Origin of the sequence: Acinetobacter populi (assembly GCF_002174125.1) — a bacterium.
Lineage (GTDB): Bacteria > Pseudomonadota > Gammaproteobacteria > Pseudomonadales > Moraxellaceae > Acinetobacter > Acinetobacter populi.
On the sequence record NZ_NEXX01000005.1, the window covers coordinates 139,942 to 166,101 of the forward strand.

Below are 26,160 nucleotides of genomic sequence, written 5' to 3' on the forward strand. Positions count from 1 at the left end.
ATTCTTTTTAAATCTAGAATTCATTCTATGGGGTAACGAATAAATGATGAATAAAATCCTTTTGCCTACAGTATTAAGTATGGTGATAAGTTCTTTAATGATAGGTTGTGGTGGTGGAGGTAGTTCTTCTACAAAAAACTCTGTTGAAACCACTCCTCTCCCAACCAATCCTACGACTCCAACCGAACCAACAACTCCAACTGAGCCAACGACTCCAACTGAAAAAGAACCTGCGGTGGTAGATAAAAATACCACTGTAAGTAAAGTTAAAATTGGTGTGATTGACAGTGGCGTTGCATCTGGTGCGGAAAACTTAACTGGAAAAGTGAGTGATGTAACAAAATTCACCTATGATGAGAAAACAGGTAAAGTGTCTGTTACCAGCCTAAATGGTCAGCCTGATAGCGTTCAAGATATTTCATCTGGCAAACATGGTACTTTTGTTGCCACAATTTTGGCAGGAAACACAACAAATGGGTCAACTGCTGGTGTAGCTAGTGATGTAGCTGACATCTATGCAGCTCAAACGACATATACTGCTGCTGGGGATAGTTATACAACCACTACTTTTGAAGCAATCAAATATTTTAACCAAAATTATGGCGTAAACTTATTTAACATTTCACAAGGTGGATACTGGGAACTTGGCAATTATGACGAAGTTTATACTTTAGCCAAAGATGTTGTGGCAAATGGCGGATTAATGGTGTTTTCGACTGGTAATTTGGTAAAATCACAACCATCTTCTGAATCGTTGATGCCTGCTATTGAAACAAGCCTAGAAAAAGGCTGGTTAGCTGTTGCGGGTTTAAATGAAGCACATACTGGTCTGTATAAAGATGCGTCTGACAGTAATGTTGGTTCTAATGCTTGTGGTAATGCTGCTCGTTGGTGCTTATCTGCCGATTATGTGAATTCTCCTTATGCCAATTCTGCTTATGATACAGGGCTATACTCATTCTATGGAACTTCTGGGGCTGCACCACAGGTAACTGGAACTGCTGCTTTAGTATGGGCCAACTATTCATGGATGACTGCTGATCAAGTTCGCCAAGCCATTTTAACCACTGCTGACTATATGGACGATGGCAGTCAAAATAATGGGCTTTACAATGAAACCTATGGTTGGGGCTATCTGAATACTGATAAGGCAGTAAATGGCGTAGGCAAATTTAGTACCGAATTTGGAAATACTTTTGATGCCAATGTTACAAGTGGTCTAGTTGGTGTGTTCTCTAATGATATTTCTGGGGATGCTGGACTGACTAAAAATGGTGATGGTCGTTTGGTTCTAACAGGTACAAATACTTATACAGGTGATACAAGTGTTAATGGTGGGGTCTTAAAAATCTCTGGCAGTACATCACAATCCAACTTTACAGTAAACAATGGTGGGACATTGCTAGGTGGTAATGGCACAGTTGGTTCTGTAACCAATAAGGGTAATGTCTCTACAGATGAAGGGACGTTGACTATTAAAGGGGATTATACGCAGTCAAGTGATGCCACTTTAACTTATAAGGTCGGCAATGGTGTTTCTGTTACAGGCAAGGCCAATATTGATGGTTCCCTAAATGTCACTGCAACTGCTGCCAAATATGTGGCAACAGGTGAGCATACGGTTTTAAATGCAGTACAAGGCTTAACAGGTACATTTGCCAATGTTTATACCAATAGTGCTTTTCTCAAAGTAAATGGTGTGAGTTATGATAGTGCCAATGTATATGCGAATGTTGACTTGGTTTCCTCTGCTACGGCTGGAACAATCCAGGGTGGTGTATCGGCTGCCTCCAGTTCCCTAACAGATCAATTGTTGGCAAAAGCAAATGAGCAATATTTATCTGGAAATACAGATTCCAGTTTGATCAACTATGCCGCATCTTTGCAAAGTATTAGTGCTGCGGATGATGTTCAAGCAGTATTGAATAGTAACTCAGGTTCAATTTTTGCGGAAACACCGTCTGTATTGTTGAAAAACCAAAGTATTTCAACAGGTGTGGTTGCTCGCCATGTTAATAATGTTTCAAGCACAGGTTCTGGTGTATGGGCCGAATATACCGCATTGAGTACAAAAAATGGGGCTGCTGGCTGGGATTCAGTTGATTCCGATGTGTATTCCGCAAGTGTTGGTGCTGACTTTGCCTTAACACCGAATACTGTAATGGGTGGGTATGTTTCCACACTTTCCGATGAGTCTAAGTACAGTTTAAACAGCAATAAAGCCACTACCGATCTTACTGGACTAGGCGTATATGCGAAATATAATCTCGGCGATTCATATTTGACGGGTCTTGCTTATTATGGTTTGGGTGATGTTGAGTTTGAGCGTAATATTTCAAATGGAGCATCTTTAACTCGCACGAATACTAAAGCGGATGCATCTGTATTTAGTTCTTATGCTGAATTCGGACATAATTTTTTAAGTGGCCGATTTGATTTAACTCCCTATGCTGCATTGTCTTATAACAAGGTAGATTTGGATTCCCTGAAAGAAAATACTGAAACTGGATTATCCGTCAGTGATTCTGATGCGGCAGAATTTAGTGCCCACGCTGGTCTACATGTATCTGGCCAAGTCTCTGACGGTCTAAACTTAGGTGGCTTCGTTGAATATTCCAAAGTCTTTGATCGTCATTTATCAAATGTAACCATTGCATCAAATCTTGATTCAACTGTTTCAGTTGCGTATGCACCGCCAAGTTTTGATAAAGATTACGTTACGTATGGTATCTCTGCCAACTATATCACTCCATCAAAAAAATGGACATTCTTTGGTAATGCTGCTGCTATTTCTGATCATGACAGCGGTTATCACGGTCAAGTAGGCGTTAAGTTTTCTTTTGATTAATGATGATTCCTCACATTTACTATATCGAATGTGAGGAATTTTATGGAGAAAATACAAGTCTATCCTAGTGCATGCATGGTTTTACAATAAACTATTCAACCAATAGGGCCTCCCTATTAATGCTATATGTAAACAAAATTTAAAAGCACCTAATGCCCGCTTATTGTTGTCTGAATAAAGTTCCAATCTAAAATTTTTCTCCATACCTTTCTCAATCGGTAGAACCTTAATAGTTTTTAAATATTTAAACTTTTCAAATTGTGCTGTCATATTTATCGCCCGAAGTCGCCAATATTTTTGTGGAAAAAAATGCATACATTGAGATAAAAATAATTCAGCTAAGGGTAGCTGTTTTTCCGAAAATATCAGACCAGTATGACTTGTATTGACACGCTCAATAAAAATTGAAAGCCATTTAAAGTCCGACAGAGGTTCATAATTTTCCGGGTTGACCTCATTTAACTTTTTAAAGAAATACTTTGCAATTTCAATATCCTCATCAGTATTAATTGGAAATGGTGCAAATAAATTCTTGGAATTATTTTGTATTAGCCGAGATCGACCTTTATTATTACAAATTGCAGCAATACTCATTGCATTTTTAATCCAGTACTTGAGTTGATCTTTCGGAATACAAAATTGCTTTGCCATTTCTTCCAATTGATCCGATTGTTCATAACAACACTCAGATTTTTTAAGTAATTTATGAAAACTTAAAAAAGGAATACCGGACGACGATGTCCCTGCAAAGAATCTCGAAGGATCAAGAGGTGGAGTATCAGACTGATTTTGTGTTTTCTCAATAAATACTGTTAAAGGATCTATATCTTCAACTGTAGCTTGAGGTGAAATTACACTGGTGAAAAATTGGCTCAGTTGCGAAAGTGAAATATGAGTTCTTTTTGTATAGTGGTTTAATGTTAAAATTCTACATTCACTTTCAGAATAACCAAGAATTTTAGCAATAACTTTTACTTCAAATTCAGGATCATATTGTAATAGTTGGTATCCTCCTAAAATATACCCAAAATGAAAATATGATTTAAATGTTTCATATGAATCTATATGTCCCATCAGATGCGAAATATATAACCAGATATCCTGACGTAAACCTGGAGGCAGCAACTGAGTACGTATTCGTTGTATGTGTTTTAAGTCATAATGTGTAAGTTTTAATACATCTGAATCTTCTGTACAATTTAAAATCAAACTTAAATTATTTACAGTACTATGCCGTAATGAATGAAACGAATAATTATGATGCGGTACAAGCATCGAAAGTACATCGAGAAATGGTCTGGTAACTTGATGATGTTTTAACTTTTTATGGGTATCTTGATCTTTAAATAAATAATTCTTTTCATCATATATTTCACGTTGTAACAGTACATATTTCTGGAAATTTTCTAGCTCATTATCATCCAACAAAATATGACATGGAATACAGCGTTCAGAACTATCTGTTTTAAGTTGATGATCTTCTTTCTTTTTAGATGAGTATGGTCTAATCCAAATTGAGCTAGCAGGATTTCCTTCAATATCTTTAATTCTTAATCCTAAAATTTCGTTGATTCGCATACCTGTACGATATGCAATCGTATATATCTGAAATAAAATATTAATTTCAACGCTTGCATAAGCATTTTCTTGTAAATAAATTTTCAAATAACGTAAAGTCAAGGCAAACAATTGGGCCGATAAATATTGTGGTCGTGGTCGAGCTGCACCTTTAATCGTTTCAACCCTAAATGGTGGCGCTTTAAAAAAAACTCGCTGAAACCAATGGAAACGCTTAAGAATTTTATATTTTTGATCTTCCGATTTTTTTGTATGATCAAGAAAAAGTTGATATACACTAAAAAGCCGGTCATTAAAATCCTGTTCTTCCTGATCTAATTCATCCGATTGAAAACTATCATATGCATGTACTAAAAATGGTTCAGCTACTTTACTATAATATGTATAAATAGAACTATGACGCAAAGTGTTTTGAGGACGAATAAATTCATCCCAACTTGATGGTTCAATATCAAATCTATTTAATAATTCCAACATTTCTCTTGCAGGTTTTTTATACAATGCAATCAACCACATCATCAGACGTATAATTGCAGTATGATATTCATTATGATTCTCTAAAAGATCAGCTATTAGCTTGTCTGGAACATCTTTTGTTTTTGTACGAATTAAATTTAATAAAAATTTATGTATATCCTTAAATTGATTATGAGATGATGAAATTACAGATGGATTACTGAATTTTTTTTCAGTAGATATATCTACCTTCTTCAGAAGTTTTTGTTCGATATCCGGATCAATTTGTGGTCGATAAAAATCATCAAAAGACTGCAATGACAAACCACAGCTGAGTATTTCTTCCTGTAATATCTGTACCATAGCAGCTGAAATTTTCACACCTTTTAATTGCTGCCAGTGGTAACTCGCTGCCCTTAATAACTGTGTATAGGTTAGAATTCCACTGTGCCTGCCATTTAACTTTATTAAGAATTTTTCAATATATTGCCAGGCTGTTTCATCCTCGTTAATATAACAAGTCATTTCCTGATTCTCTTGTTGATATAAATAAAATCTAACTAACCATAATTGTGTAATATAATCAGGCACAAAATTTCTAGATTTTTTTATATAAATTTCTTCCTTATTTTTTGTATCTATTTCTTTTTTTATATAAATATCACCATAGTGTGGAGAAACAACTTCTAAAAAAATAATATTTGTACCATCGAAAATACTTTTTGTAGGGCTTGGTTGCCTTAAATGATGGAGTAGAGCATCCAGACTATAACGTTGATTTAACCCAGAATATAAAACAGCACTGAGTAAAATGTTTGCTATGATGTCATCAAAAGTGAAAGAAGTTTCTGTTTTCCAATACTCTATTTGTAAATTGGCTAAATCACAAACTTTTTTCCCAAACTCAAACCAATCTGAATTATAAACTAAAGATGAACGTTTAATTTCAGATACGGAGCGACTCGGTAAAGGTAATTTTTTGTTATATTTTACATTAAATTGCTGAATCCTTTTAATAAAAGCTTTATACGCAATACGTAAAATTTTATTTGAGGTTGCAAGTTGATCTATTTTTTCATAAATATCTATATAAATTTGCTCCAGATCTTTATTAGACGCAATAGATTGAGCAAGAAATTCATCGCTTAAAATGTCATAAAGATATTCACGAATTAAACTGACATTTTTTTCAGTTTTTTTCTTTTGGATGTCTTGACGACGATGATAACCAAGCAATATAGATTTCTTTTTTGTATTAGGCATAAATTTTAATTCCTATAATTTCAAAATATTCCTTCATTTTTTCAAGGCTTGTCATTACGTCAGTTTTATAATCACACAGTGATAAACTAGAATACGGATGTGCGAATTCTTGCTGCGATAACTCATGTCCAAATAAAGCAAGTATCAATGTTTCATCTAATTTATTCGTCAGATAAGCACGTGTCGTATGTCTTAACCAGTTATCACCCAATTTTTTAAGAACTGGAACAAATTGATAGATATGTTTCGGACTTAGTGCTACAAATTCTTTTTCCGACCAGACTGTTAATAGTGTCATTTCATTATTCAATATTTTTTGTATATGTCGATGTAATTCGTGATTTCTCATGCCATATATTTTTTGAAAGTTTTTTAAAAAGACTAAATAATATTGAATCTGTTCTACAATAAATGGGCATAAAGGAATGATACGGCCATCACCTTGCCGACCAGCAATTTCTTTATCCGATATCCATAATAAATTATGATCTAAATCAAAATGTTTAAGAAAGCCTGGAAACTCACCGACTGGGCGTGCAGCAGTAAAAAGTAATAAAATATGCCATAGCCAAATACTATACAAATTAAAAATCTCAAGATAATCTTTATTTTCTTCACACGCTCGCATAACATCCTGTCGTAATATTGCAAAGACTTTAATAACCTGTTGTTGCACAGGTGCTTTTCTGCTTCCAAAATTCATATCCACTTCAGCTATATGTAAAATCTTGACTAATTTTGATGAAAGTGCTGATAAAGTTTCTAAGTATCGTTGATGAAGTAATGGCTTTGTATGGTGACAATAAGATAATGAAGAGGAATGATTGCTATCAATTCCCATTAAAATATCCGCAATTTGTTTATTACCTGTCTGTTGATACAACTGAAAATGTAAAAGTGATTTCAGACGTTGGAGTGATAAACGAGGGATTTTTAATTTTTTTCGATACTCAGATAATTTAGCGTATAAATCTGATTTATCAATCTGGGGTTCTTGCTCAAAAACGATGATGAAATCTTTTACCAGCGGCAAAAGAAAACGGTTTGTTTGATTGAGTAAACCCTGAGGATATTCAAAACTATCATTTTGAAAAATTTGAAATTCAGTACTTAACCAAAATCGATCCTGCTCATAAATTATTTTTTGGCGTTTATTTTTTAGTTGAATCGCACGCTTCATTCCAATTTTTGGGGTTTTACGTGCATATTGTAAATTTAACCATTCTTCTGGATCAACTTGAGTTAGCATACTCAATAATAATATCGCTACAGTTTTGCGCTGCTTTGAATCTGGTGCTGATGTACTGAAATCATTGTAGCATTCGTCAAATAAAGCTTTTAAACTGTGCTGATCGGGATATAAACGACTGCATTGATGTATATGCTGCAAACGTTGTATATGTTGAACTGCAACATTAGAAACATAATTTTGTACAGTAACAGATCCGGTTGAAAGAGCAGAAATTTTTTGACTATCAAAAGTAAAACTTTGATTTTTATTTTCATCATGAATCCGTTCGAGTTCTAGTTTTGGCTTTGCATTAGATTCATATTCTAGAACACACTGTACATCAGTTGCATAATCCAAATTATATTTTTCAAGACGATAAAGTTTTTGAGCAGTAGATCCCTTTAAAATTTTAGGCTTTAAATCTGTAAAATATTGATAACTAATGCGAATATCATCTAATAATTTTTTCTTACTAATCTCCAAATCTTCATTGTTTTGAACCTCTTTTAGCTGTTCTAAAAAAAATTCTAATGTAATATTTTCTTTGGATGTTATACTTTTGAGAGTGTTCCAAAACCATTTATAATCTTCATGGTTAGACATTTCTGGTGATTTTATCAGTTTTTGTGCAATCCTGAATCGGTTAAACAATGATTTAATTGTATTGCGATGTTCAATCAAATTTTTATCTGTTGTTTTACTTTCTTTTTTTCTAATTGAGATAAGCACTATTGCAATTTTAATATTAATAATTGCAAATATTAAAGCTAACTTAGAAATTTGATTATTATATTCTTTTTGATGAATCTGTACTACAGAATCTAAATAAGCTGTAACTGTTAGATCTGAAATTTTACAATTACTATGATTAAAATTTATGACTGGAACTTTTTGATAATTTTCTTTAATTTCATCAATATCATAGTCAATATTATTTAACTCTTGAAGATCAATATTAAAAATATCTGTCTGACTTATAAGATAATAAATGTAGTCAATATATTCTTGTCTATGTATTTCGTCTTCATTTAGAAAAAGATTTTTAACAAAATGACTTAATTTTACTTGATTATCGCTCATCATTTAACTCCAGAATTCTGTTTCAGTAATTTGAGAAAAATATTTTTCGAATAAAATATCTGATTGATTGTATTTTTTGTTAACTTGCTCTTTATTGTATTGTTTAATAAAATAATTCATCTGATTTCGTGTCAATCCGAAATCTTTAGAGAGTTGAGTAATTGTAAAAAAAGAGCTCCGGCTTCCATAATTTGAAATATTATTTTGACTTTCATTTAACAAATATAAAAGTCTTTTAAAATTAAGTTTATTAAAGTCGTACTTCCTGTAACAAATTAAATCATGTATTTCCTTTTGGCATTTTTTTATAAATTTACATTCATTATTTACATTATATTCAAATATTCTAATCTTTAACTCTCTCTTATTATGCAATACACTATTAATTATAAAAAAATCACCGCAAATATATACTGTATTTTTAAAATCTATTGATAAATCTAAATACAAACTAATTGTTTCAAAATTATTACACGTTATGTCAAATGGATTATAAACCATAGCATGTAATAATTCTTCAAAACATAAATAAAATAAATAATATGTTGGATGAACGTATATACTATACCCTTTAGGTGGATATGTACTTAAAAAGTTTTCAACTGGATGATAGTTACGCTTAGCTCGCATATTTACAATCATAGACTTATTTAATATTTATTAATATATAACAGAGCTTTTTAATATTTTCAAACTGCATTATAATTTACTCATAAAAAAAGTATAGTATATAATATATGTCTCTAAACCATATATCACATAGGCTTTTTGGGTTTTATTAAAATCTTTAAAAATTTATGATTAAAATTAAATTTACAAAAAAATACAAATAATCTATTAAATGGTTAAATTTTAATCTTTTTAAGAGGATTCCATTTCCACTTTTTGACTAGAATCATACGTCCTGTGTGGCTTACGTATAAATCAAGTGAAAAATTTCAATTAACGAAGAAAGGTGAGATTTTTAAGGGAATGGAAACATCTCAAGCAAGTCTCGGGCGTTTTATTGCTGATATTGTAGAGAACTCACTACTTCATATCTGGGAAAATCTGGGAATTAGTCAACCAGTAGCCTATCGGTTGATCAAACACCTGAATGGTTTTGGTCAATTAATGAATTCTGCTTATAACACTGTGTTGAGTTTGGGACTTTATAAGTAGAATATTCACCGCCTGTACCACTTTACATCGTCCACAATTTGGTAAGTTGCCAGAACAGGTACGCTTGGAACGAATCAAGAAATCTCCTCATTACGTTCATGAATAATTTACTTACCATGTCGCAACACCGATGCTATGTACTGGAGAAAGTACTCAAAAAATCTTTTGGGATAATTTCTGGGCAGAGAAAAAACAGGCTGTAACCACACAGGCTATTCCAACTATTAAGACAAATTTATTAGCTTTAAATCCAAAACAAGATGTGGTGACACGGGAGCTGTTTTTGGGGGGATCTTTAACTATAAAAGAACTCTAGAAATATAAAATATTTCATAAAAATATCTATATATAGTATTAAAACATTACTTTTATATTTGGAAGATAACAACATATAGATTACATTTTAAAATTAGTTATATTTTCACGAAAAAATGACAGCTAACGTTTGACATTCATCACATTTTCTTCTATCTTCTTCCTGAATCAGAAGATTTTTTGATTCATGGAGGATATATGAGTACTTTTAACCCTGACATGTTAAAAATCGCTCGTGACCTAAGAGGCATGAGTCAGACCGAACTCGTCCAAAATATGAAAAATATTACTCAAGCAGCTTTATCAAAGATTGAGAAAGGTGACTTAAAACCCTCCGAAGAAACTAAACAGCAACTTGCTAAAGCACTAAATTTTCCAGAACGTTTTTTTACTCTGCTTGATCACTTTAAAGTTTCTCCAATTAGCCTTCACGCATACAGAAAAAAAGCTACGACAACAGCTAAAGTTCTAAGCCAAATTAATGCTGAAATGACAATAAAAGCAGCTAACTTAGAAACACTAAATATTTTTTCTCAATTAGATGAAAAATTACCATTACCTAGTTATCAAATTCATATAAATGTTAGCACTGCGAGCGAAGCTGCTCAAAACTTACGTAAGAAATGGGGTCTGGGATTAAATCCTATAGAGAATTTAACAGAAATAATTGAGCAGTCTGGTGTTTATATCTTTTATTGTGACTTTGCAGAAGATCATATTGATGGTGTATCTCTACAAACTCAGAATTGCCCTCCATGTATTTTCTTAAATAAAAATCAGCCTAATGACCGAATTCGCTTCACATTAGCCCATGAATTGGGGCATCTAGTACTTCATAAATTTGCACCATCTATAGATATGGAAGATGAAGCAAATGAATTTGCAGCCGAATTCTTAGTTCCTACCGAAGCAATCAAGGGACAACTACGCACAACAAACTTAAAAACCTATGCGACAAATAAATTAGCTTGGAAAGTCTCTATGGCAGCTTTAATTGTTAAGGCTAAACATATAGGGGATATTAGTGATCGTCAGTCAGCAACACTTTGGCGTCAAATGAGTATGTATGGGTATAGAAAAGTGGAACCATATCCACTTGAACGAGAATGCCCAAATCGATTTGCTCAATTAATGTTTGAATTTTGCCAAAAAAACAAAGAACAAATTCTTAATGACTTACCATTAATGTTCAATCTATACCCTGAAGATTTTTGTCAGCTTTATAAAGCAGATATGGAAGCCTTGGAGAAAATAACGATGGTTTCTTAAATAATTTAGCCGACCCTAAGGTCGGCTACGAAAACGTGAGAAAGGCAGATTTGGGCATATGCCCCTGCAATTCTGGACCAAAGACTATAGCAAAGCTAAAGGTCTTTCACGTTAGAGTCTCAAGATGTGGTGTCTTGATTCTAACGCAAAAGCCCTCCAAATAGCAATGTTCTCTCTAGTCTACTCCTTTATTGCACTCACTTTACCGTGCCCAATAAAGGAGTAGATCTATGTCTACAAATACTTATGGTATTGAATACGCCTATACATGATTCATTATTCGAAATGGAAAACGTATTTATCATCCTAAAGGTGGTCTTTATAAATTTCCAAAACGTTTAGAAAAGACTGGTTCTTAGAATTCATGGGATTTCTCTAAAGCTCCCCTCCATTCAAGAGTCTTTTATAACGTATAAGTAATTGTTCTCTACCTAGTTTTTCAAGAAAGGCCAGGTATTTTATTGACATATTTTTTAGAGAACACATATGAGTCTTCAAAGCAAATTTAATACGTTTAATCAAAAAATCCAACTTACACGTCAAGACGATGCGTATAAGGAGGCACGAGAGAAAGATGACAGTATTACTAGTGTAATCAAAACAAAATTTAAGGAAAAAGGCTATCCTGTTATTGATGATTTTGTTCAAGGTTCATTAGCTACTTTCACCGCTATAAAGGAAAAATATAAAGATTTTGATATTGATCGTGCAATTGTCATTGATCATAATCAGGCACCCACAGATCCTGTAGAAGCAAAAAAGGTAGTTCTTGATATTCTAGAGAACCGAGGCTTCCGCAATGCAAAAATCAAAAAACCTTGTGTTACTGCGGATTACCAATCTCAAGATTTACATATCGACATCCCTATTTACAGAAAAACTTCTTGGGGAAGTTATCAATTAGCAGTGGGGAAAAAAGATTCAAATGCTGAAAATAAGGTGTGGTCTGACTCAGCTCCGAGAGAGTTAATCAATTGGGTAAATGATTCATCAGCTTTTGGAGAATATGCAACCCAAAAGCTATATCAATTCCGTAGATTGGTTAGATATCTAAAACGATGGAGAAATCTTAAGTTTAGCCACGATGTAAACCGAAAGATTTACTCAATCGGCTTGACCATCATGATTAAACAGCACTTTACACCTAGTATTGATTCAGAAGGTTGTCCAAATGACTTAATTGCCTTGAAAAATACTGTAAATTCCATTTTAAATTGGTCTGGATATTTTATTACTTATCCAGATGACCAATGGAAAGTTCAAGTTAGTCTTCCAGTTTCGCCATATCGGGACATCTTTCATGGGAGTAGTTTGAATACTGGTACAAGATTTAGAAATAGACTCTCTAATCTAAACTCATCACTTCAAACAGTTATTGATGAAACTGATGAATCTAAACAATGTTCGCTCCTTATTGGTCTATTCGGTGATGATTTCCCAGAGGGCACAAATAATGCTTCTGCTACACGTAAGGCAGTATTTGCAACTTCTGGAGCTGTAGGGACATCTCAAGGCGCATGAACTATCAACCTATTATTCAACACTTAACTACTTGCGGATACGCTGTATCCGCAATAGAGTTTTGTTTATTGCCAGCCATTAAAGTTGAATGTGAAATTTCAGGTTATGAAGTCTCCCTCATTCACATTAAAGTTGATGAACTCAAAGAAATACCGTCTTTTGTTCTCGAAAAGCCCGAAGCATTTCCACGATTGGCACATACCCTCTCATTCGATAAATGGGGGGTTGCTTCTATTTGTGTAAATGTTCCTGATTCTGTTTCTATCAATTACGAAGTACCTGAACTCGCATTTGAGGAATCATTAAACCGACATATAACACTATTAAATCAATGCCTATCTGATCAAGAGTGGAATGAAAAAGAATTATTACGTGAGTTTTTAGCAGGATGGTATCAAATTCGAGAGCAGGAATACGCCAATTTTCTTTGCCTATCCGATGCTGGTAATTTTGAGCTGATAGATGTCTTTCCACCTAAAAAGAAAAATGATAAATATGGCCTAGACTCTTATCATTTTGGAGTCCCAAAAGATTATAACCAGAATTCAAATTACTCTTTAATCAATAATCAAATCAAAGGGCGAGGTATTCCAACAGGTATAGGTTGTATAGTTCCTCTTCAAAGTTTGATTCCTGCCCCATGGAGAAAGAGTGATTTAAGTGATTGGTATATAAAAATATTAGATTTCATTGACCCATCAATACGTGACAAACTCACTCATACTTTTGGCCAATCTAGAGATCATTCTTTCTGGATTATTTTTAATGCTGTAACCGATTCAGGAAAAACATGGTTTGGTCTGCACTTCGTACTCAAAAAAGACATTAAAGGTAAAAAGAATTTTCCGCTAAATACCAAAAATTTAGAGTTTTGGGATATTAAAGCGATGGATATTCGCCTGTTTAATAAAGAACGAATTATTCCTCGTAGCGGTGCAGATATATCACTACAAAATAAGAAAGTTTTACTTGTAGGATGTGGTAGCGTTGGGAGCCAGATTGCAAATCAACTCGCTTCAACGGGTATTGGCCATTTAACGCTTGTTGATCCTGATTCACTCTCACTTGATAATTTATATCGACATAGTTTACCAACAAGCTATGTAAATTGGCCGAAAATCTTTGGCTTAATAATAGAATTACAAAATAAATATCCATGGCTTGATACAGATCAAAAATTCTGTGGATTATTAAATTTAAGAGATGAGAGTCTCCTCAATAGTTTTGATCTCGTCATTATTGCAGTTGGCTCACCTAGCCAAGAACGTATTTTTCATGATTTCTGCATCAAAAATGAAATTGAAACAGCAGTAATTAATACATGGGTTGAAGGATATGGTATCGGTGGACATGCAACCCTAGATATTCCTGACAGTTTAGGGTGTTTGAGATGTGCATATGTAAATTCTTTAGACTTTTCCAGAGGTCTGGTATCTAACCTTAACTTCTTAAAATCAGATCAAAGCTTAACAAAAAATATGGCTGGCTGTGGTAATGCTTTTCTACCCTATAGTAATCTAACAGCAATCCAAACTGCTCTAATTGCATCTGGCTTAGCCTCTAAGTTCTTATTAGGCGAAATCACCCAATCATCTAAAGTGAGTTGGAAAGGAAGCCCTACAGATGTTATCAACAATGGCTTCGAACTCACTGATCGTTATCAAGCATTCACAAAACCACTTGAAGTATTACCTCTTTTAAATTCAGGATGTGATATTTGTAATGGATGATGAATATTTTCACTTTTCTTTCAATGATTTAGATTTATCTATTTCGAAATCAGTCTATGATCTATGGCTCAAATTTCGTCAAATGAATCATAATGATAAGGAAGCTTGTGGAATACTAATTGGTACTAAAGATTTTGCTAGTAATCATTACTGCATTGAGAGTGTAACTGTACCAATGTCTAAGGACATTAGAACAAAATATAGCTTCACAATGAAAGATCCGAGACATCAACAAATAGTTGATAAAGCATATTTGGACTCCAATGGAACCTCAATTTATTTAGGAACTTGGCATAGCCATCCTCAAGCTATTCCAATTCCATCACATATAGATTATGAAGATTGGCAAAGATGTTTGAAACGTAATCCTGATAGAAATTTATTTTTTATCATCATTGGATTAGAGCAAATAAAAATTGCCATACACATGAATGATAAATTTATTGATCGTTCTCTGCTTATTGAAAATTAGGATATTTAATATGACCTCTGTAGATACAAAAATTTTTAATCAGGCAATGGATATACCATTTGAGGAATTAGAAAAAGTCCTATCATATATTTCTGATATTAAAAAGTTTATTACATGGAATAAAATTGGATTACTTAGCGATGAGAGCAGAAAAAATCTCATTATTCTCCTATTTAAAGATACTTTTCTTTGCGGAACGCTTCGCCTAAATCTAGATATAAAAGAATATGGGAAATGTATAGATACTATAAACGAAACTAATCAACCAATTGATTTACGTTTTTGGCAAGGTAATACTTTAAGCAAAGAAGATATCGAAAATATAGAAAGTTTAAAAACTATTTGGGATGCGTGTGATGCAATATCAACACATCTCAATAATAGTCAACAAGTGCTTGATTTCCTTACATCCTATTTTAGCCATACGAATAAGCTTGGTCGAGGGAAAGACTTTAACAAAGCTACGAAAGATAAAGTATGGAGTGATAGTCATGGTCGATGCATGTTTCTCGGTTGTGGTGAACCATTACAGTATGATTTCTTAACGGGAAACGGAGGAAATTTCTCTTATTTAGCACATAACGTTGCATCTGCTGAAGGTGGTGAACGAGGCATACCATATCTATCCGAAGCACTCTCCAATGAACCAAACAATGTTTTACTACTCTGCGATAAACACCATCGCCTGATTGACAAAGTTGCAGCAGCAGATTACCCAGCTACAACTCTGGCACTAATGAGAAAGGAATTCTGTGATCTAACAGAAAGCCTTCTGAATGGACTTTCTTTTGAAGCAGTTCCTGTATATACAATACTATGGCCTGTAAATGGACAGTTTGTTTCTAATCCACAATTAAAAGATATCGCATCCAGTCTATCGTTACTCAAAGCAAGAATTAAAGGTCAAGAGCGTTGTTTAACCGATAGCAACACACCCTATAGAAAAAAACCTGAAAAATTTAATGAAGATTTAATTGAACTCATCCAAGAGGAAGCTGATCAAATCCTTCAAGGAACTAAACGAGAAGGTCATAAAGCTGCACTCTTTGCATTCGGACCTATGCCAGCTCTAATAGGCTTAGGAAGTCTATTAGGCAATAAAAATGAGTTTACCCCTATGCTACGCTATCGAGATAGCAGTAGTTGGTTATGGCCACATGAAAATGTAATTGATTCATTTTATAAAATTGAAGGTCTTGGTTCTCTTACCCAAGGTGAAGATATAGTAATTTGTATCAACTTCACAGCAATAGCTGAACCAATCAAGAAACAGGCTGAGCAACTTAATAAAACTATAGGAGCTAGTATTATAGAAATAACAGCATTACCAGAATATTTAGGTAATGGAGCTATTCCTAATCCTGAAAGTGGAAAAAAATTCTGTGCCCGTTTACAACAATTATTACATGATTTAAAAGATAAGTACGGTGCTAAAAGAGTTCACTTATTAGTATGTGCTTCAAATGCAGCCTGTGTTTTCATAGGACAAGCTATAGATTTACATCATCCAGAAATCATTGCTTATGATTTTGCTAAAGAGACTATGGTGGCACGCTTGGTCATTAAGAATAATGGGAAAACCAACGTACTTGGACTCCCGTCTTAGCTTTCCTACAAATATTTTTACTCAATGAAATTAACTAATGCTCTACTAAGGTTATAAATTATGGGAATCACGGTACAATAAATTTTTGAGATGATTCAACGTAAGCATCCGCTGAATCCCACTTAAACTCAAGTAGGGTTCAGCAGATGCTTACTTTGCTGTAGGCGAACTCGGTGGTACTTTGAGATGATGTTCCTTCAGCCACTCATACAGTTGCTGCATGATCGGCTCACTGTCCTGTTGCCTTCGCTGTCGTCGTTGTTCTGCTGTACAGTCTGGAATTCCTCTTAATGGCGTTGTTTTTGAACTGTGCCTTATAACCACTGTAATCATCACAGACCAATTGACCTTGCCAGCCTTTAAGGAAATCTTGAGGATGTTGTCCTGTCTTGCGCTGCTTTAGTCGCAGCTCAGGTTGAAAGTCATACACAACTGCCTGAACCGAATTGTACTGTGTGGTGGCATATGCCCAGACATAACCTTTCTTGGGTTTCTTCTCACCAATTTGCATCACCGTCACTGGCGTTTCATCTGCATGAATGACATGTTGCTGTAATACAATCTGTTTCAGTGCTTGGGCTAAAGGTTCTAATTGCACACCACACTGACCAATCTGAGAAGCATCGCTTCGTAAGGGAGAGAGTTGAGCGAGCAAGATCAACCCCGACACGCTGATAGATTAGACGCTGACGGTATAATGGCAAATGATCCGCTATTTAGAAACCATTACATGACTTAGTAGCTCAGGGCTCGCAATGCCTTTATCAATGACATAAGCAGGCATCGGTTCCTGCTTGATGGTGTCACACTGATTACACACCCATTTGCCTCTCACATGTTGCTCTTTCATAAACTGTGCGGGTTTAAAGGTCAGTTTCTCACTGACATCTTCACCGATACGACGTAGTTGGCAACCACAAGTGCATACTATTGAGGTGGGTTCATGCTCTATACGAATGGTAGGTAGATGATCTGGCAGCGGTCGACGTTTTGGTTTATTGACTGTAGGCTTGTGTGTTGATGCATCGGATTTATCTGCATTTCGTTGCTCCAGTTCCAGATCAACTGCTGCAATATCTTCCTCAACCGCTTCATCTAATAAACTAATTTGTTTGGCAGTTAAATGCTCATTCTTCTGGGCGAATTTATGTCGCTTAAATAAATCAATCTCATGTTTATATTGTTGGTTTAAAGCATCGAGGTATTTATTTTCTTGTTCAAGTATCTGATTAGATGATTCAAGATGCCGTTTATCTTCTGTGAGTTGCTAATGCTGCATTGCCAATTGTCTGGTGAATTCCAGCAATTGTTCATGGGTCAGTTGGCTTAAATTAGGCAGTGTATTCATGACCACAGTATGCCTGAGATCAGGTTATAGATGGTATAGGCAGTTTGGAGGATGGTGGAATTCAGTTGCTTCGTTTAGAGGGTGTCGACCACCTGCTGTCGTCCGATCCGCTGCCAAGGTAAACCCTGAATCAGTGCTTGTAATTCTCCGAGCTGATGCCTATCGTATCACCCTGATGGATGTGCGCCCAGTGAAGTTTACCCTGTTCCAGCCGCCGGGCACATAGCCAGATACCCAATCTATCATGTACCAGTACTTTCATACGATGGCCACGTTTATTACAGAACAGATAAGCACAATGCGGTTTGATGTAACCAAAGGCTCTCAGCACCTGAGCCATGGTCGTATCCATACCTGCACGCATATCCATCGGCTGGGTAGCGAGCCAAATTTCATCGATACGGATCATATGGCAAGTGCCTTGAGTAATTTTGCAAGCGCAGACAATTCAGATGCTTACCATTATAGGCTGATTTCTGTATTCGAATGACCTAAACTAATTCCAATAGTGAGTTTGTCTGTAGACACAGGATCTAATGTTTCAGGATAAGGTAAGGCAATAAATGCAGGTTTGGACAATTTTAATGGCTGAACCGCTTGTTCAACCTCCATAAGGCGGATCCATTTAGATACGAGATTTGCGTTCAGGCCATACTGTAAAGCGACCGAAGCAATAGAGGTATCAGGTTATTGGCAGGCTTGAACGACACGATGTTTAAATTCAGCACTGTATATTCTTCTTTTTCTGGTGGCAGATATAGTGGATATCTGGTTATGAGTCGTCATAAATTTAGTCCCCACTTAAAAATAAGTGGGGACTAAATTAAGGCTTATAGGAGCGCTTGATAAGGTGTGTTTAGCGGATACTTACCGCTGTCTATAATTGTCTGTAAATCCATAAATAGGTGTCCACTTAGTTGTTAGTGGATACTATCGGGGCATTGAATCTTTAGCAATAGGGTAGTTCACTGGATGCTTACCGAAAAAGTATATCAAACTACAAATCTTAGAAAGCTACCATTGAAAAATAAATTTAATCCTATATTTGGTATTCTTTTGATTATAAAAATAACATTTTAGTTGATGAATAATATTAAATTCATATTTAATATTATTCACTTATCTATTTTATTAAACAAGGCTAAAATTTCATCTTGATGCATACTGTCGAAGTCTTGTGGAATATTGATTGGCATAAACCCAATACGTTGCGATGTTTTTTGGGAATAGGGTAAAACCTGTGCAACAGGCTTACCTTCTTTTATAATGATAAAAGGCTGGTTTTGATCAAGCAATTCAGACAAATGCACCGTTGCCTCATAAATATCTATTATTTTCATTTTATGCCTCAAAAACTAAAAAATAACATTTCAAATGGGGCTTGTCTGTAAAAATAAAAACTAACCATGGCTAAAATTCACATTTTAGCCATGTTATTTTTCAAATCAAATTAACTAAGTTCATAAATTGATAGCGAATAAATGCTTTCAAATCATCAATTACATATTCATGTTTATAGATATCAATCATCCTTTGACTCCATACTCTTAATACTTGATGATCATTCATAAAAGATGTGCTATCCAATAGAAATGCAAGATTATTTAAAGGGGCAATATAAAATTCAGATATAAGCTCTCTCGCCATCTGGTCAGCCAAACGACTCACAACGACATCACAATAAAAAGATTTTGCTAGAATAGAACTACTCATCACATCTCCTCCATTGTTTTTAATTTATCTAGCATTGCTTCAAAAGCACTGCCATCACGTCGAGTCATATTTGGTACATAACGACTATAAACACGAAATAACATTTCAGTTGTAGAATGACCTAATTGTCTCGCAATCCATTCAGGATTCTCTCCTGCTGATAACCATAAAGTGGCTGCTGTGTGGCGACTTTGATACGCTCTTCTAGATTCAAGTCCTAAATGTCGTAATAACGGATGCCAGACTCTACGATTAACCAGCCTATAATCTAATGCCTCACCAGTACGATTGCAGAAAACAAAATCTGAACGTTTATAAGTAAGTTGTTTCTGTGTAAGGAGAGCCTCGTAGACTTTTGGACTCATCTGAATTGTACGATTAGAACCATCGGTTTTTGTTGGTCCTAGAATCCCATTCACAAGAGCTTCTTTTATATAAATTTCACGACGTTCAAAATTCACATTTTTCCATTTTAGACCGTCTATTTCACTGGTACGCAATCCTGTAAAAAAGCGGACAGTGTAATAAGGTTTAAAATCCTCTCGAACTGTCATAAGAATTTTATGTACCTCCACTAAAGTAAATGGCATCACTTCTGCTTTAGGTTCTTTAAGGTTCTTAATATTTTTAAAGGGCGATTCAAAACTGTATCTTTCAGCAGCTTCATTGAGTATCATACGTAGTACTGTCATGATTTGATTGATCCTTGATGGTAATAGGCATTTTTGTTTTTTTCCGTGCTCAACTTTGGCGAGGGAAGCACGAAAAGCAAGAATGCTTTCTTTATTAATCTTCATTAATACAACATGACCAAATACTGGTTTCAGATATTTTGTCATAACAATATTTATTTTTTCCTTATAACTTGGACGCCATTCAACCTCTTTTTCAAGTAACCAAATTTGATAAAAGGTTTCAAAAGTAGGTGTTTTCGTTTCAACTACCAACTGCTGATTTTTTATCGACTGTATTTCTTTAAGCTGTTTACTCTTTGGAAAGTATTTTGCGTAATCAAATATGCCCAATAAAATTTCAGCTTCTATACGCTCCAAAATTTTTCCTAACTTTTTACGATTAGTTTGATTATCTTTTAAAGATGTCACCTCTCGACAACGTTTATTTAGATATCGAAAATCCACATAGAGATTGCCATATCTTGTAGTAATATTTCCCATAGCATTGCTCTCCTATTGCAAACATAAAGAACTAAGATTTGCTAACAGAGGCTTCGTCATATCTTCTTCAATACGCTCCCAAATATATAAAATTTTCCGCCCGCCAAAAGGGCGAATGTAATGCACACCTTCGATAAGAACGGAATCTTTTAACTGATTTCGAATAGTTCGCTCGTTATAATGGATTCGATCCGATAGTTCTTTGGTTGTAAGATATGTTAGACTCATAAAACTGCTTCCTTATAAAATTTATCACAATAAAGGTAAAAACTACCCTTAAGGTGATATTAGCATAATTTTATCTCAAAGCAAGTTATTTTTACCATAAAGGAGGTAATTTTGTGATTGTTTGTAATTTGCCGGTTCTTTTAGCAGAACGAAGAATGAAAGTATCGGATTTAGTCCGTGCCACGGGAATGAGTAAAACGACCTTACATAAACTTTATAATGGTCAATCAACAAGGATTGATTTTGAAACACTCGAAAAAATTTGTGCTTTATTAAAAGTCGATGTAGGTGATATTTTGATTTATAAAACAGAAACCGATTCTAATACAAAAGAATCAACAGAAAGTCCTAAATAGAATTCCTAAATAAAAAGTGCCTTGGCACTTTTAGTCTTTTTTTGGTCACTTTTGGTCACTTTTTTCCCATCAACTGGAAAGGGCTTGACTTTTCTGAAGTCTTTAAATGATTAAAACGGTTTATTTTTAACTCTTTAAGCAATTGAAAATATAATAAAAAAAGCCCCAATCATTTGATTGAGGCTTTTAAGAATTTGGAGCGGGAAACGAGACTCGAACTCGCGACCCCAACCTTGGCAAGGTTGTGCTCTACCAACTGAGCTATTCCCGCATGCCGCACATAATAACGTATTCCAAAATTAGGTCAAGAAATTTTTCTCAATTACTTGATTAATTGCCGAAATTATCAGCATATTTCAATTTTAAGCAAGATGGATATGCAATTTTTATACGGAAATTTATCTCCTAAACCCGTAGAATACATGACATCAACAATATTAAAATTTTTTAAAATGGAGTGACAATGAAATTTTTTACTGCCACGATTTTAGCTGCTGCTTTGGCATTTACAGCAGGGTGTTCCAGCACGACATTAACCAGTACAACAGGTGTGGATCGCAAACAGTTTTTGATTGTTTCAGATGCCGAAGTAAACAGCCTTTCGGCACAAAGTTATGCCCAACTTCTGACGCAAGCCAAATCGCAAGGTGCATTAAATACCAATAGCGCCCAATATGCACGGTTACAAACAATTGCCAACCGCCTGATTCCACAGGCCAAAGTTCTTCGTCCGGAAGCAGCCACATGGAAATGGGAAGTTAATTTAATTAAAAGTAATGAATTAAATGCCTTTTGTGCGCCTGGGGGCAAGATCATGTTCTATACGGGGATTATTGATCGTTTAAATTTAAGTGATGATGAAATCGCTGCAATCATGGGACATGAGATGGCACATGCATTACGTGAACATGGTCGTGAAAATGTTTCTCGTGCTTACGCTCAACAAGCAGGTTTAGGTATTCTGGCTGCGGCTACAGGAATGACGGAAGGACAGACGCAATTGGCAGGGCTGGTAAGTCAGGTTGGGGTAAGTCTACCCAACAGCAGAACTCAGGAAACCGAAGCCGATGTTTTGGGGCTAGAGCTGATGGCCCGTGCCGGCTATAACCCACAGGCAGCAGTGACTTTATGGCAAAAAATGATGGCAGCGAATCAATCCGGTTCCCCACAATTTTTAAGTACGCATCCTAATCCAGCCAATCGTATTCAGAACCTGCAATCACTGATTCCCAAAGTGATGCCGCTTTATCAGCAGGCCAAACGCTAGAAGGTTTACGAATATAAATAGTCATGTGTAGTTTGTATATCCGCAAAGTTTGACAATGCACTTAAATATGCAAGCTGCACCTGATGTGCTGCAACAGTTTGTCCATCAAACTGCAAAGTTCTGGTCGCTGTTGCATCGCTAATTAAAATAGGTTGATAACCCAATTCTTTCGCTGCCCGTGTGGTTGAATCAATACACATATGTGTCATCATGCCGACAATCACCAGTTGCTCAATCCCTTGTTCCAGAAGAATCTGTTGCAAGCGGGTTTGATAAAAACTATTTGGATATTTTTTTGCAACCAAAATGGCATCTGTTGTATATCTTAAATCCTGATGCAATTGTACACCGTTACTGTTTTCCCTAAAAAATGGCGCATCACTTGCTGCAATATGCTGGACATAAATAATCGGTAGACTTTGTTTTAAAAAATGATCTTCCAACTGGTTAATCTGCATTAAAGCCTGTTCCGGTTCTACCAATTCCATATCGCCTGCTTTAAAATAATCATTTTGTACATCAATAATTAATAATGCCTGTTTCATTGACTTATCCTACGGTTAAAATCTCGTCTATAAGGTAGACTTAAATTTCACCGCAACATACAATTTCATGAAAGCCTTGTTAAGAAATTTCTTTCACTGTGAAAATAAATGATCGTATTGACGATATTGATTTAAAAATTATCGAATTACTCCAACAGGATTGCCGACAATCCCATAAGGAAATTGGTGAAAAAGTTCATCGCACGGGTCAGGCAGTTGGCGTAAGGATCAATCATCTGATCGATCAAAATATTATTCAGAGCTACACTGTCAAAATTCAGTATCAACACAAACAATTTATACAATTATTTTTAAATGACCATTATTTTGCTGAAATAGAATCCATTGTTCAAAAATTTGATCAGATTGATGAGTTTTATAAGATTATGGGAGATGCATGCTATATGGTTGTCGCACATTTTGATCCCATGCAATTAGTAAAATTTATAGAAGGTATTTCGATATATTGTCGTTATTCAGTTAGTACTGTGCTTCGTGAGGTGAAAGCATAACTCTACTTTGCACTAGACCATAGGCTTTTGTCACTTTTTATTCCGCTATGCTACACTGCAATGAAAGCTATTTTTTAAGCAGGCCAGATGATGTCTTTACAAGCTCAACTCGAACAATTACTCCAGCCTTTATCTGCCGAATATCTGGAAATTTTAAATGAATCTTCCGGACATGGCGGATATTTCCCCGGTAAGGAAAGTCATTTTAAAGTGACTGTGGTCAGCCCAGTATTTGAAGGTTTAGGTTTGGTCAAACGCCATCAAAAAGTATATGCGCTGGTGGGCGATTTATTGGCCCCGGCAAAAATCCATGCGCTGGCAATTCATGCCTATACCCCACAAGAATGGACAGGTGAACGTCCAGACAGTCCGGCATGTGCCCATGCACCAAAAACTGAAAACTCTTAAATCTGGGATCAATGATGGATACAGACATTTTTAAATTTGTTCACATCATCGTAGCATATATGGCATTTACTCTTTTGCTGTTACGCACATTCCCGATTTTAATTCAAAGCCGCTGGCAAGAAAAACGTACTACGTCTAACAAGATTTTCGTCGCTTTACAACACTTGAGTTATAGTATTCTGGTGTTATCGGGTTTATGGTTATTATGGAAGATTAATTTTCAGGTTGAAGCATGGTTTTATGCCAAAATCATTTTGTTTATAGTGGTGTTATCCGCTTCAGCAAAAGCCTTTAAACGTCGTCCTGATATTTTATTGATACAAAGACAAGCTGGCCTAGTCATTGCCATTACTGCTTATTTTGCCATCTTTGGGCTCATTTTACTCAAGCCACAGTTTGGATAAACCCGATCATTATCACCCTATAGTCATTAAAACAAGGAGAAATCAATGATTACACGTGTGGTCTTTAATCAGAAAGGTGGTGTTGGTAAATCCAGCATCACTGTCAATCTTGCTGCCATCAGTGCAGTACAGGGTTATCGCACGCTGGTCATTGATCTGGATCCACAATCGAATTCCAGCCAGTATATTCTGGGTGGTTCAAATGAAAGTAGCCAAACCCTACCGACTTTTAATCCCAATATTTATAATTTTTTTGAAGAAGTCGTCGGTAATACACAGGCAAAAGGCCTGATTGGTTCGGCAATTGGTTCATTGCTTAGCAGTAAACCCAAAGGACTGGAAGCGGTCATTCATCAAAGTCCTTTTGCAAATCTTTCAGTCATTCCTGCCCATGCCGAATTGGGCGCATTAGAACATGTGCTGGAATCCAAACATAAAATTTATAAATTAAGAGATGCCATTAAAAAACTCGATGCTCATTTTGACCGGATTTATATTGATACCCCACCGGCATTTAACTTCTTTACATTGTCTGCGTTAATCGCTGCCGATCGGGTGTTAATTCCTTTTGACTGTGATGTATTTTCTCATCGTGCTTTACTCACTTTATTAGAAAATGTGGTAGAAACTCGTCAGGATCATAACGATCAGTTAAGTGTGGAAGGCGTTATCGTCAATCAATTTCAGTCTCAGGCAAAACTGCCACGCGAAATTGTTACGCAATTGCGTCAAGATCAACTGCCAGTTTTTGCGACCATGCTACCGCCATCGGTGATTATGAAAGAATCACATATTAAAAATTTACCCTTGATTCATTTGGCAGCAGATCACAAACTCAGCCAAACCTATCGTCAATTATTTAATGAAATTGAAGGCATCCAATGAAAACTTCTCTGATGTGTTTAATGCTTGCTACAGCAGTTGTAGCGACAGGCTGTGCAACCGGAAATATTAAACCTACTTATGTATCACCTACACAATATCAAGGCTTGGACTGCGCTCAATTACATGCTGAATATGCCAGAATCAATCAATATTTACAGCAAGGTGTAGAACCGGCAAAACGCACTGGTGTGGGCTTGGGTATTGGTTTAGGCGGTGGCTGGGGTCGTGGCGGATGGGGTTTTGGTCCAAGTGTATCGGTCAATATGGGACAATCCAGTGACAGCAAACGGACGGAAATCGGCAGATTATTCGGGCAACAGGATGCAATTGAACAAGCGGCAAACTTTAAGAATTGCCCGATTCAGCATCCTCGTCAGAAAACGTCGTAATGCAATTCAAATTAGAAAAGTTTAATTAACCTCAGTTCTGGATAAAAATCTTTGTTTTGTATACATAAAATTAATTTTAATGAAAGAATCACGACGGAGTCTTACAAAATTAGGCATATTTCAGGATCAACTCACTTCGTCTTGCACTGCGATTGAAATATATTTCAATCTTGTTCAGGTTCGACCTGAGAGGCATTGCCTCGCAAGGCTTTCGGGAAAAGTAGGCAAAACCATTTGTCCGCTGCAAACTCGGTCAAATACCACCAAAAAATAAATTAATTGGAAAAACATTATTTTGCAGATAATTTGCTGACCTCGAACAAGCAGCGGACGCTGTTACGAAACTAATTACTTCTACTCATCTTATTCCTAATTCACGTTAATTAAACAGCAATATTCA

General features: G+C 35.4%; 24 protein-coding genes, 1 tRNA gene and 1 pseudogene. 14 read left to right on the top strand and 12 right to left on the bottom strand.

What is annotated here, in order from left to right:
- Positions 1-43 precede the first annotated feature (43 nt).
- Positions 44-2,848, top strand: a complete 2,805-nt coding sequence (locus tag CAP51_RS13420) for an autotransporter domain-containing protein (protein WP_087621266.1) — start codon at positions 44-46, stop codon at positions 2,846-2,848.
- Between the two features lie 81 nt (positions 2,849-2,929).
- Here the strand turns inward: CAP51_RS13420 and CAP51_RS13425 are convergent, their stop codons facing one another.
- The 3 genes from CAP51_RS13425 to CAP51_RS13435 are packed head-to-tail and all read right to left on the bottom strand — an operon-like array spanning position 2,930 to position 9,086.
- Entirely contained in the window at positions 2,930-6,145 is a 3,216-nt protein-coding gene (locus tag CAP51_RS13425) for a tyrosine-type recombinase/integrase (RefSeq protein WP_087621267.1), read from the bottom strand.
- A complete protein-coding gene (locus tag CAP51_RS13430; RefSeq protein ID WP_140404444.1) occupies positions 6,138-8,456 on the bottom strand; it encodes a hypothetical protein in 2,319 nt (772 codons plus the stop codon). Before CAP51_RS13430 ends, CAP51_RS13425 begins: the two co-directional genes overlap by 8 nt.
- A 3-nt stretch (positions 8,457-8,459) precedes the next feature.
- Positions 8,460-9,086 carry a hypothetical protein gene (locus tag CAP51_RS13435; protein ID WP_087621269.1) on the bottom strand — a complete coding sequence of 209 codons (627 nt, stop codon included), beginning with the start codon at positions 9,084-9,086 and terminating at the stop codon, positions 8,460-8,462.
- Between the two features lie 342 nt (positions 9,087-9,428).
- On the opposite strand from CAP51_RS13435, the gene CAP51_RS17550 reads away from it, so the two are divergent.
- The 6 genes from CAP51_RS17550 to CAP51_RS13470 all read left to right on the top strand — a co-directional run bounded on the left by CAP51_RS17550 (position 9,429) and on the right by CAP51_RS13470 (position 16,530).
- Positions 9,429-9,617: a hypothetical protein gene (locus tag CAP51_RS17550; protein WP_245809169.1), complete on the top strand. Its 189-nt coding sequence runs from the start codon at positions 9,429-9,431 to the stop codon at positions 9,615-9,617.
- A gap of 513 nt (positions 9,618-10,130) precedes the next feature.
- Positions 10,131-11,201: an ImmA/IrrE family metallo-endopeptidase gene (locus tag CAP51_RS13450; RefSeq protein WP_087621270.1), complete on the top strand. Its 1,071-nt coding sequence runs from the start codon at positions 10,131-10,133 to the stop codon at positions 11,199-11,201.
- Between the two features lie 486 nt (positions 11,202-11,687).
- Positions 11,688-12,722, top strand: coding sequence for a nucleotidyltransferase domain-containing protein (locus CAP51_RS13455; protein ID WP_087621271.1), 1,035 nt, complete (start codon positions 11,688-11,690; stop codon positions 12,720-12,722).
- Entirely contained in the window at positions 12,719-14,452 is a 1,734-nt protein-coding gene (locus tag CAP51_RS13460) for a ThiF family adenylyltransferase (RefSeq protein WP_087621272.1), read from the top strand. Before CAP51_RS13455 ends, CAP51_RS13460 begins: the two co-directional genes overlap by 4 nt.
- Entirely contained in the window at positions 14,445-14,924 is a 480-nt protein-coding gene (locus tag CAP51_RS13465) for a Mov34/MPN/PAD-1 family protein (RefSeq protein ID WP_087621273.1), read from the top strand. Before CAP51_RS13460 ends, CAP51_RS13465 begins: the two co-directional genes overlap by 8 nt.
- A 10-nt stretch (positions 14,925-14,934) precedes the next feature.
- Positions 14,935-16,530: an SAVED domain-containing protein gene (locus CAP51_RS13470; RefSeq protein ID WP_087621274.1), complete on the top strand. Its 1,596-nt coding sequence runs from the start codon at positions 14,935-14,937 to the stop codon at positions 16,528-16,530.
- A 153-nt stretch (positions 16,531-16,683) separates the two neighbouring features.
- Here the strand turns inward: CAP51_RS13470 and tnpC are convergent.
- The 7 genes and pseudogenes from tnpC to CAP51_RS13505 form a co-directional block, all read right to left on the bottom strand.
- A pseudogene (tnpC, locus tag CAP51_RS13475) lies at positions 16,684-17,878 on the bottom strand (IS66 family transposase); the annotation flags it as partial.
- A 130-nt stretch (positions 17,879-18,008) separates the two neighbouring features.
- Positions 18,009-18,287: an IS66 family insertion sequence element accessory protein TnpB gene (gene tnpB, locus CAP51_RS13480; RefSeq protein ID WP_087621275.1), complete on the bottom strand. Its 279-nt coding sequence runs from the start codon at positions 18,285-18,287 to the stop codon at positions 18,009-18,011.
- 53 nt (positions 18,288-18,340) lie between these two features.
- Entirely contained in the window at positions 18,341-18,490 is a 150-nt protein-coding gene (locus CAP51_RS17735) for a hypothetical protein (RefSeq protein WP_245809170.1), read from the bottom strand.
- 503 nt (positions 18,491-18,993) lie between these two features.
- Complete coding sequence (locus tag CAP51_RS13490) at positions 18,994-19,218, bottom strand: type II toxin-antitoxin system Phd/YefM family antitoxin (RefSeq protein WP_087621276.1); 225 nt, start codon at positions 19,216-19,218, stop codon at positions 18,994-18,996.
- A 100-nt stretch (positions 19,219-19,318) separates the two neighbouring features.
- A complete protein-coding gene (locus CAP51_RS13495; RefSeq protein ID WP_087621277.1) occupies positions 19,319-19,591 on the bottom strand; it encodes a hypothetical protein in 273 nt (90 codons plus the stop codon).
- Positions 19,591-20,766, bottom strand: coding sequence for a site-specific integrase (locus CAP51_RS13500; protein WP_087621278.1), 1,176 nt, complete (start codon positions 20,764-20,766; stop codon positions 19,591-19,593). The genes CAP51_RS13495 and CAP51_RS13500 overlap by 1 nt, the downstream gene beginning before the upstream one ends.
- A gap of 12 nt (positions 20,767-20,778) precedes the next feature.
- On the bottom strand, positions 20,779-20,994 hold the full coding sequence (locus CAP51_RS13505; protein ID WP_087621279.1) for a hypothetical protein: 216 nt from the start codon (positions 20,992-20,994) through the stop codon (positions 20,779-20,781).
- A 113-nt stretch (positions 20,995-21,107) separates the two neighbouring features.
- Between CAP51_RS13505 and CAP51_RS13510 the strand changes: the two genes are divergently transcribed.
- On the top strand, positions 21,108-21,350 hold the full coding sequence (locus CAP51_RS13510; protein ID WP_087621280.1) for a helix-turn-helix domain-containing protein: 243 nt from the start codon (positions 21,108-21,110) through the stop codon (positions 21,348-21,350).
- A 195-nt stretch (positions 21,351-21,545) separates the two neighbouring features.
- Here the strand turns inward: CAP51_RS13510 and CAP51_RS13515 are convergent.
- Positions 21,546-21,621 (bottom strand) — tRNA-Gly (locus CAP51_RS13515).
- Positions 21,622-21,813: 192 nt separating this feature from the next.
- Between CAP51_RS13515 and CAP51_RS13520 the strand changes: the two genes are divergently transcribed.
- On the top strand, positions 21,814-22,617 hold the full coding sequence (locus CAP51_RS13520) for a M48 family metallopeptidase (RefSeq protein ID WP_087621281.1): 804 nt from the start codon (positions 21,814-21,816) through the stop codon (positions 22,615-22,617).
- Between the two features lie 5 nt (positions 22,618-22,622).
- Here CAP51_RS13520 and CAP51_RS13525 read toward each other — a convergent pair whose 3' ends face one another.
- Entirely contained in the window at positions 22,623-23,162 is a 540-nt protein-coding gene (locus CAP51_RS13525; protein ID WP_087621282.1) for a cysteine hydrolase family protein, read from the bottom strand.
- A gap of 104 nt (positions 23,163-23,266) precedes the next feature.
- On the opposite strand from CAP51_RS13525, the gene CAP51_RS13530 reads away from it, so the two are divergent.
- The 5 genes from CAP51_RS13530 to CAP51_RS13550 all read left to right on the top strand — a co-directional run bounded on the left by CAP51_RS13530 (position 23,267) and on the right by CAP51_RS13550 (position 25,760).
- The gene (locus CAP51_RS13530) at positions 23,267-23,674 is read left to right on the top strand and encodes an Lrp/AsnC family transcriptional regulator (RefSeq protein ID WP_087621403.1); all 408 of its coding nucleotides are present in this window, start codon (positions 23,267-23,269) and stop codon (positions 23,672-23,674) included.
- Between the two features lie 90 nt (positions 23,675-23,764).
- Complete coding sequence (locus tag CAP51_RS13535) at positions 23,765-24,082, top strand: BolA family protein (RefSeq protein ID WP_087621283.1); 318 nt, start codon at positions 23,765-23,767, stop codon at positions 24,080-24,082.
- Between the two features lie 14 nt (positions 24,083-24,096).
- Positions 24,097-24,486 (top strand): SirB2 family protein, encoded by a 390-nt coding sequence (locus tag CAP51_RS13540; RefSeq protein ID WP_281249283.1) that lies wholly within the window; start codon positions 24,097-24,099, stop codon positions 24,484-24,486.
- A gap of 45 nt (positions 24,487-24,531) precedes the next feature.
- Complete coding sequence (locus tag CAP51_RS13545) at positions 24,532-25,371, top strand: ParA family protein (protein WP_087621285.1); 840 nt, start codon at positions 24,532-24,534, stop codon at positions 25,369-25,371.
- On the top strand, positions 25,368-25,760 hold the full coding sequence (locus CAP51_RS13550; RefSeq protein WP_087621286.1) for a hypothetical protein: 393 nt from the start codon (positions 25,368-25,370) through the stop codon (positions 25,758-25,760). The genes CAP51_RS13545 and CAP51_RS13550 overlap by 4 nt, the downstream gene beginning before the upstream one ends.
- Positions 25,761-26,160 lie beyond the last annotated feature (400 nt).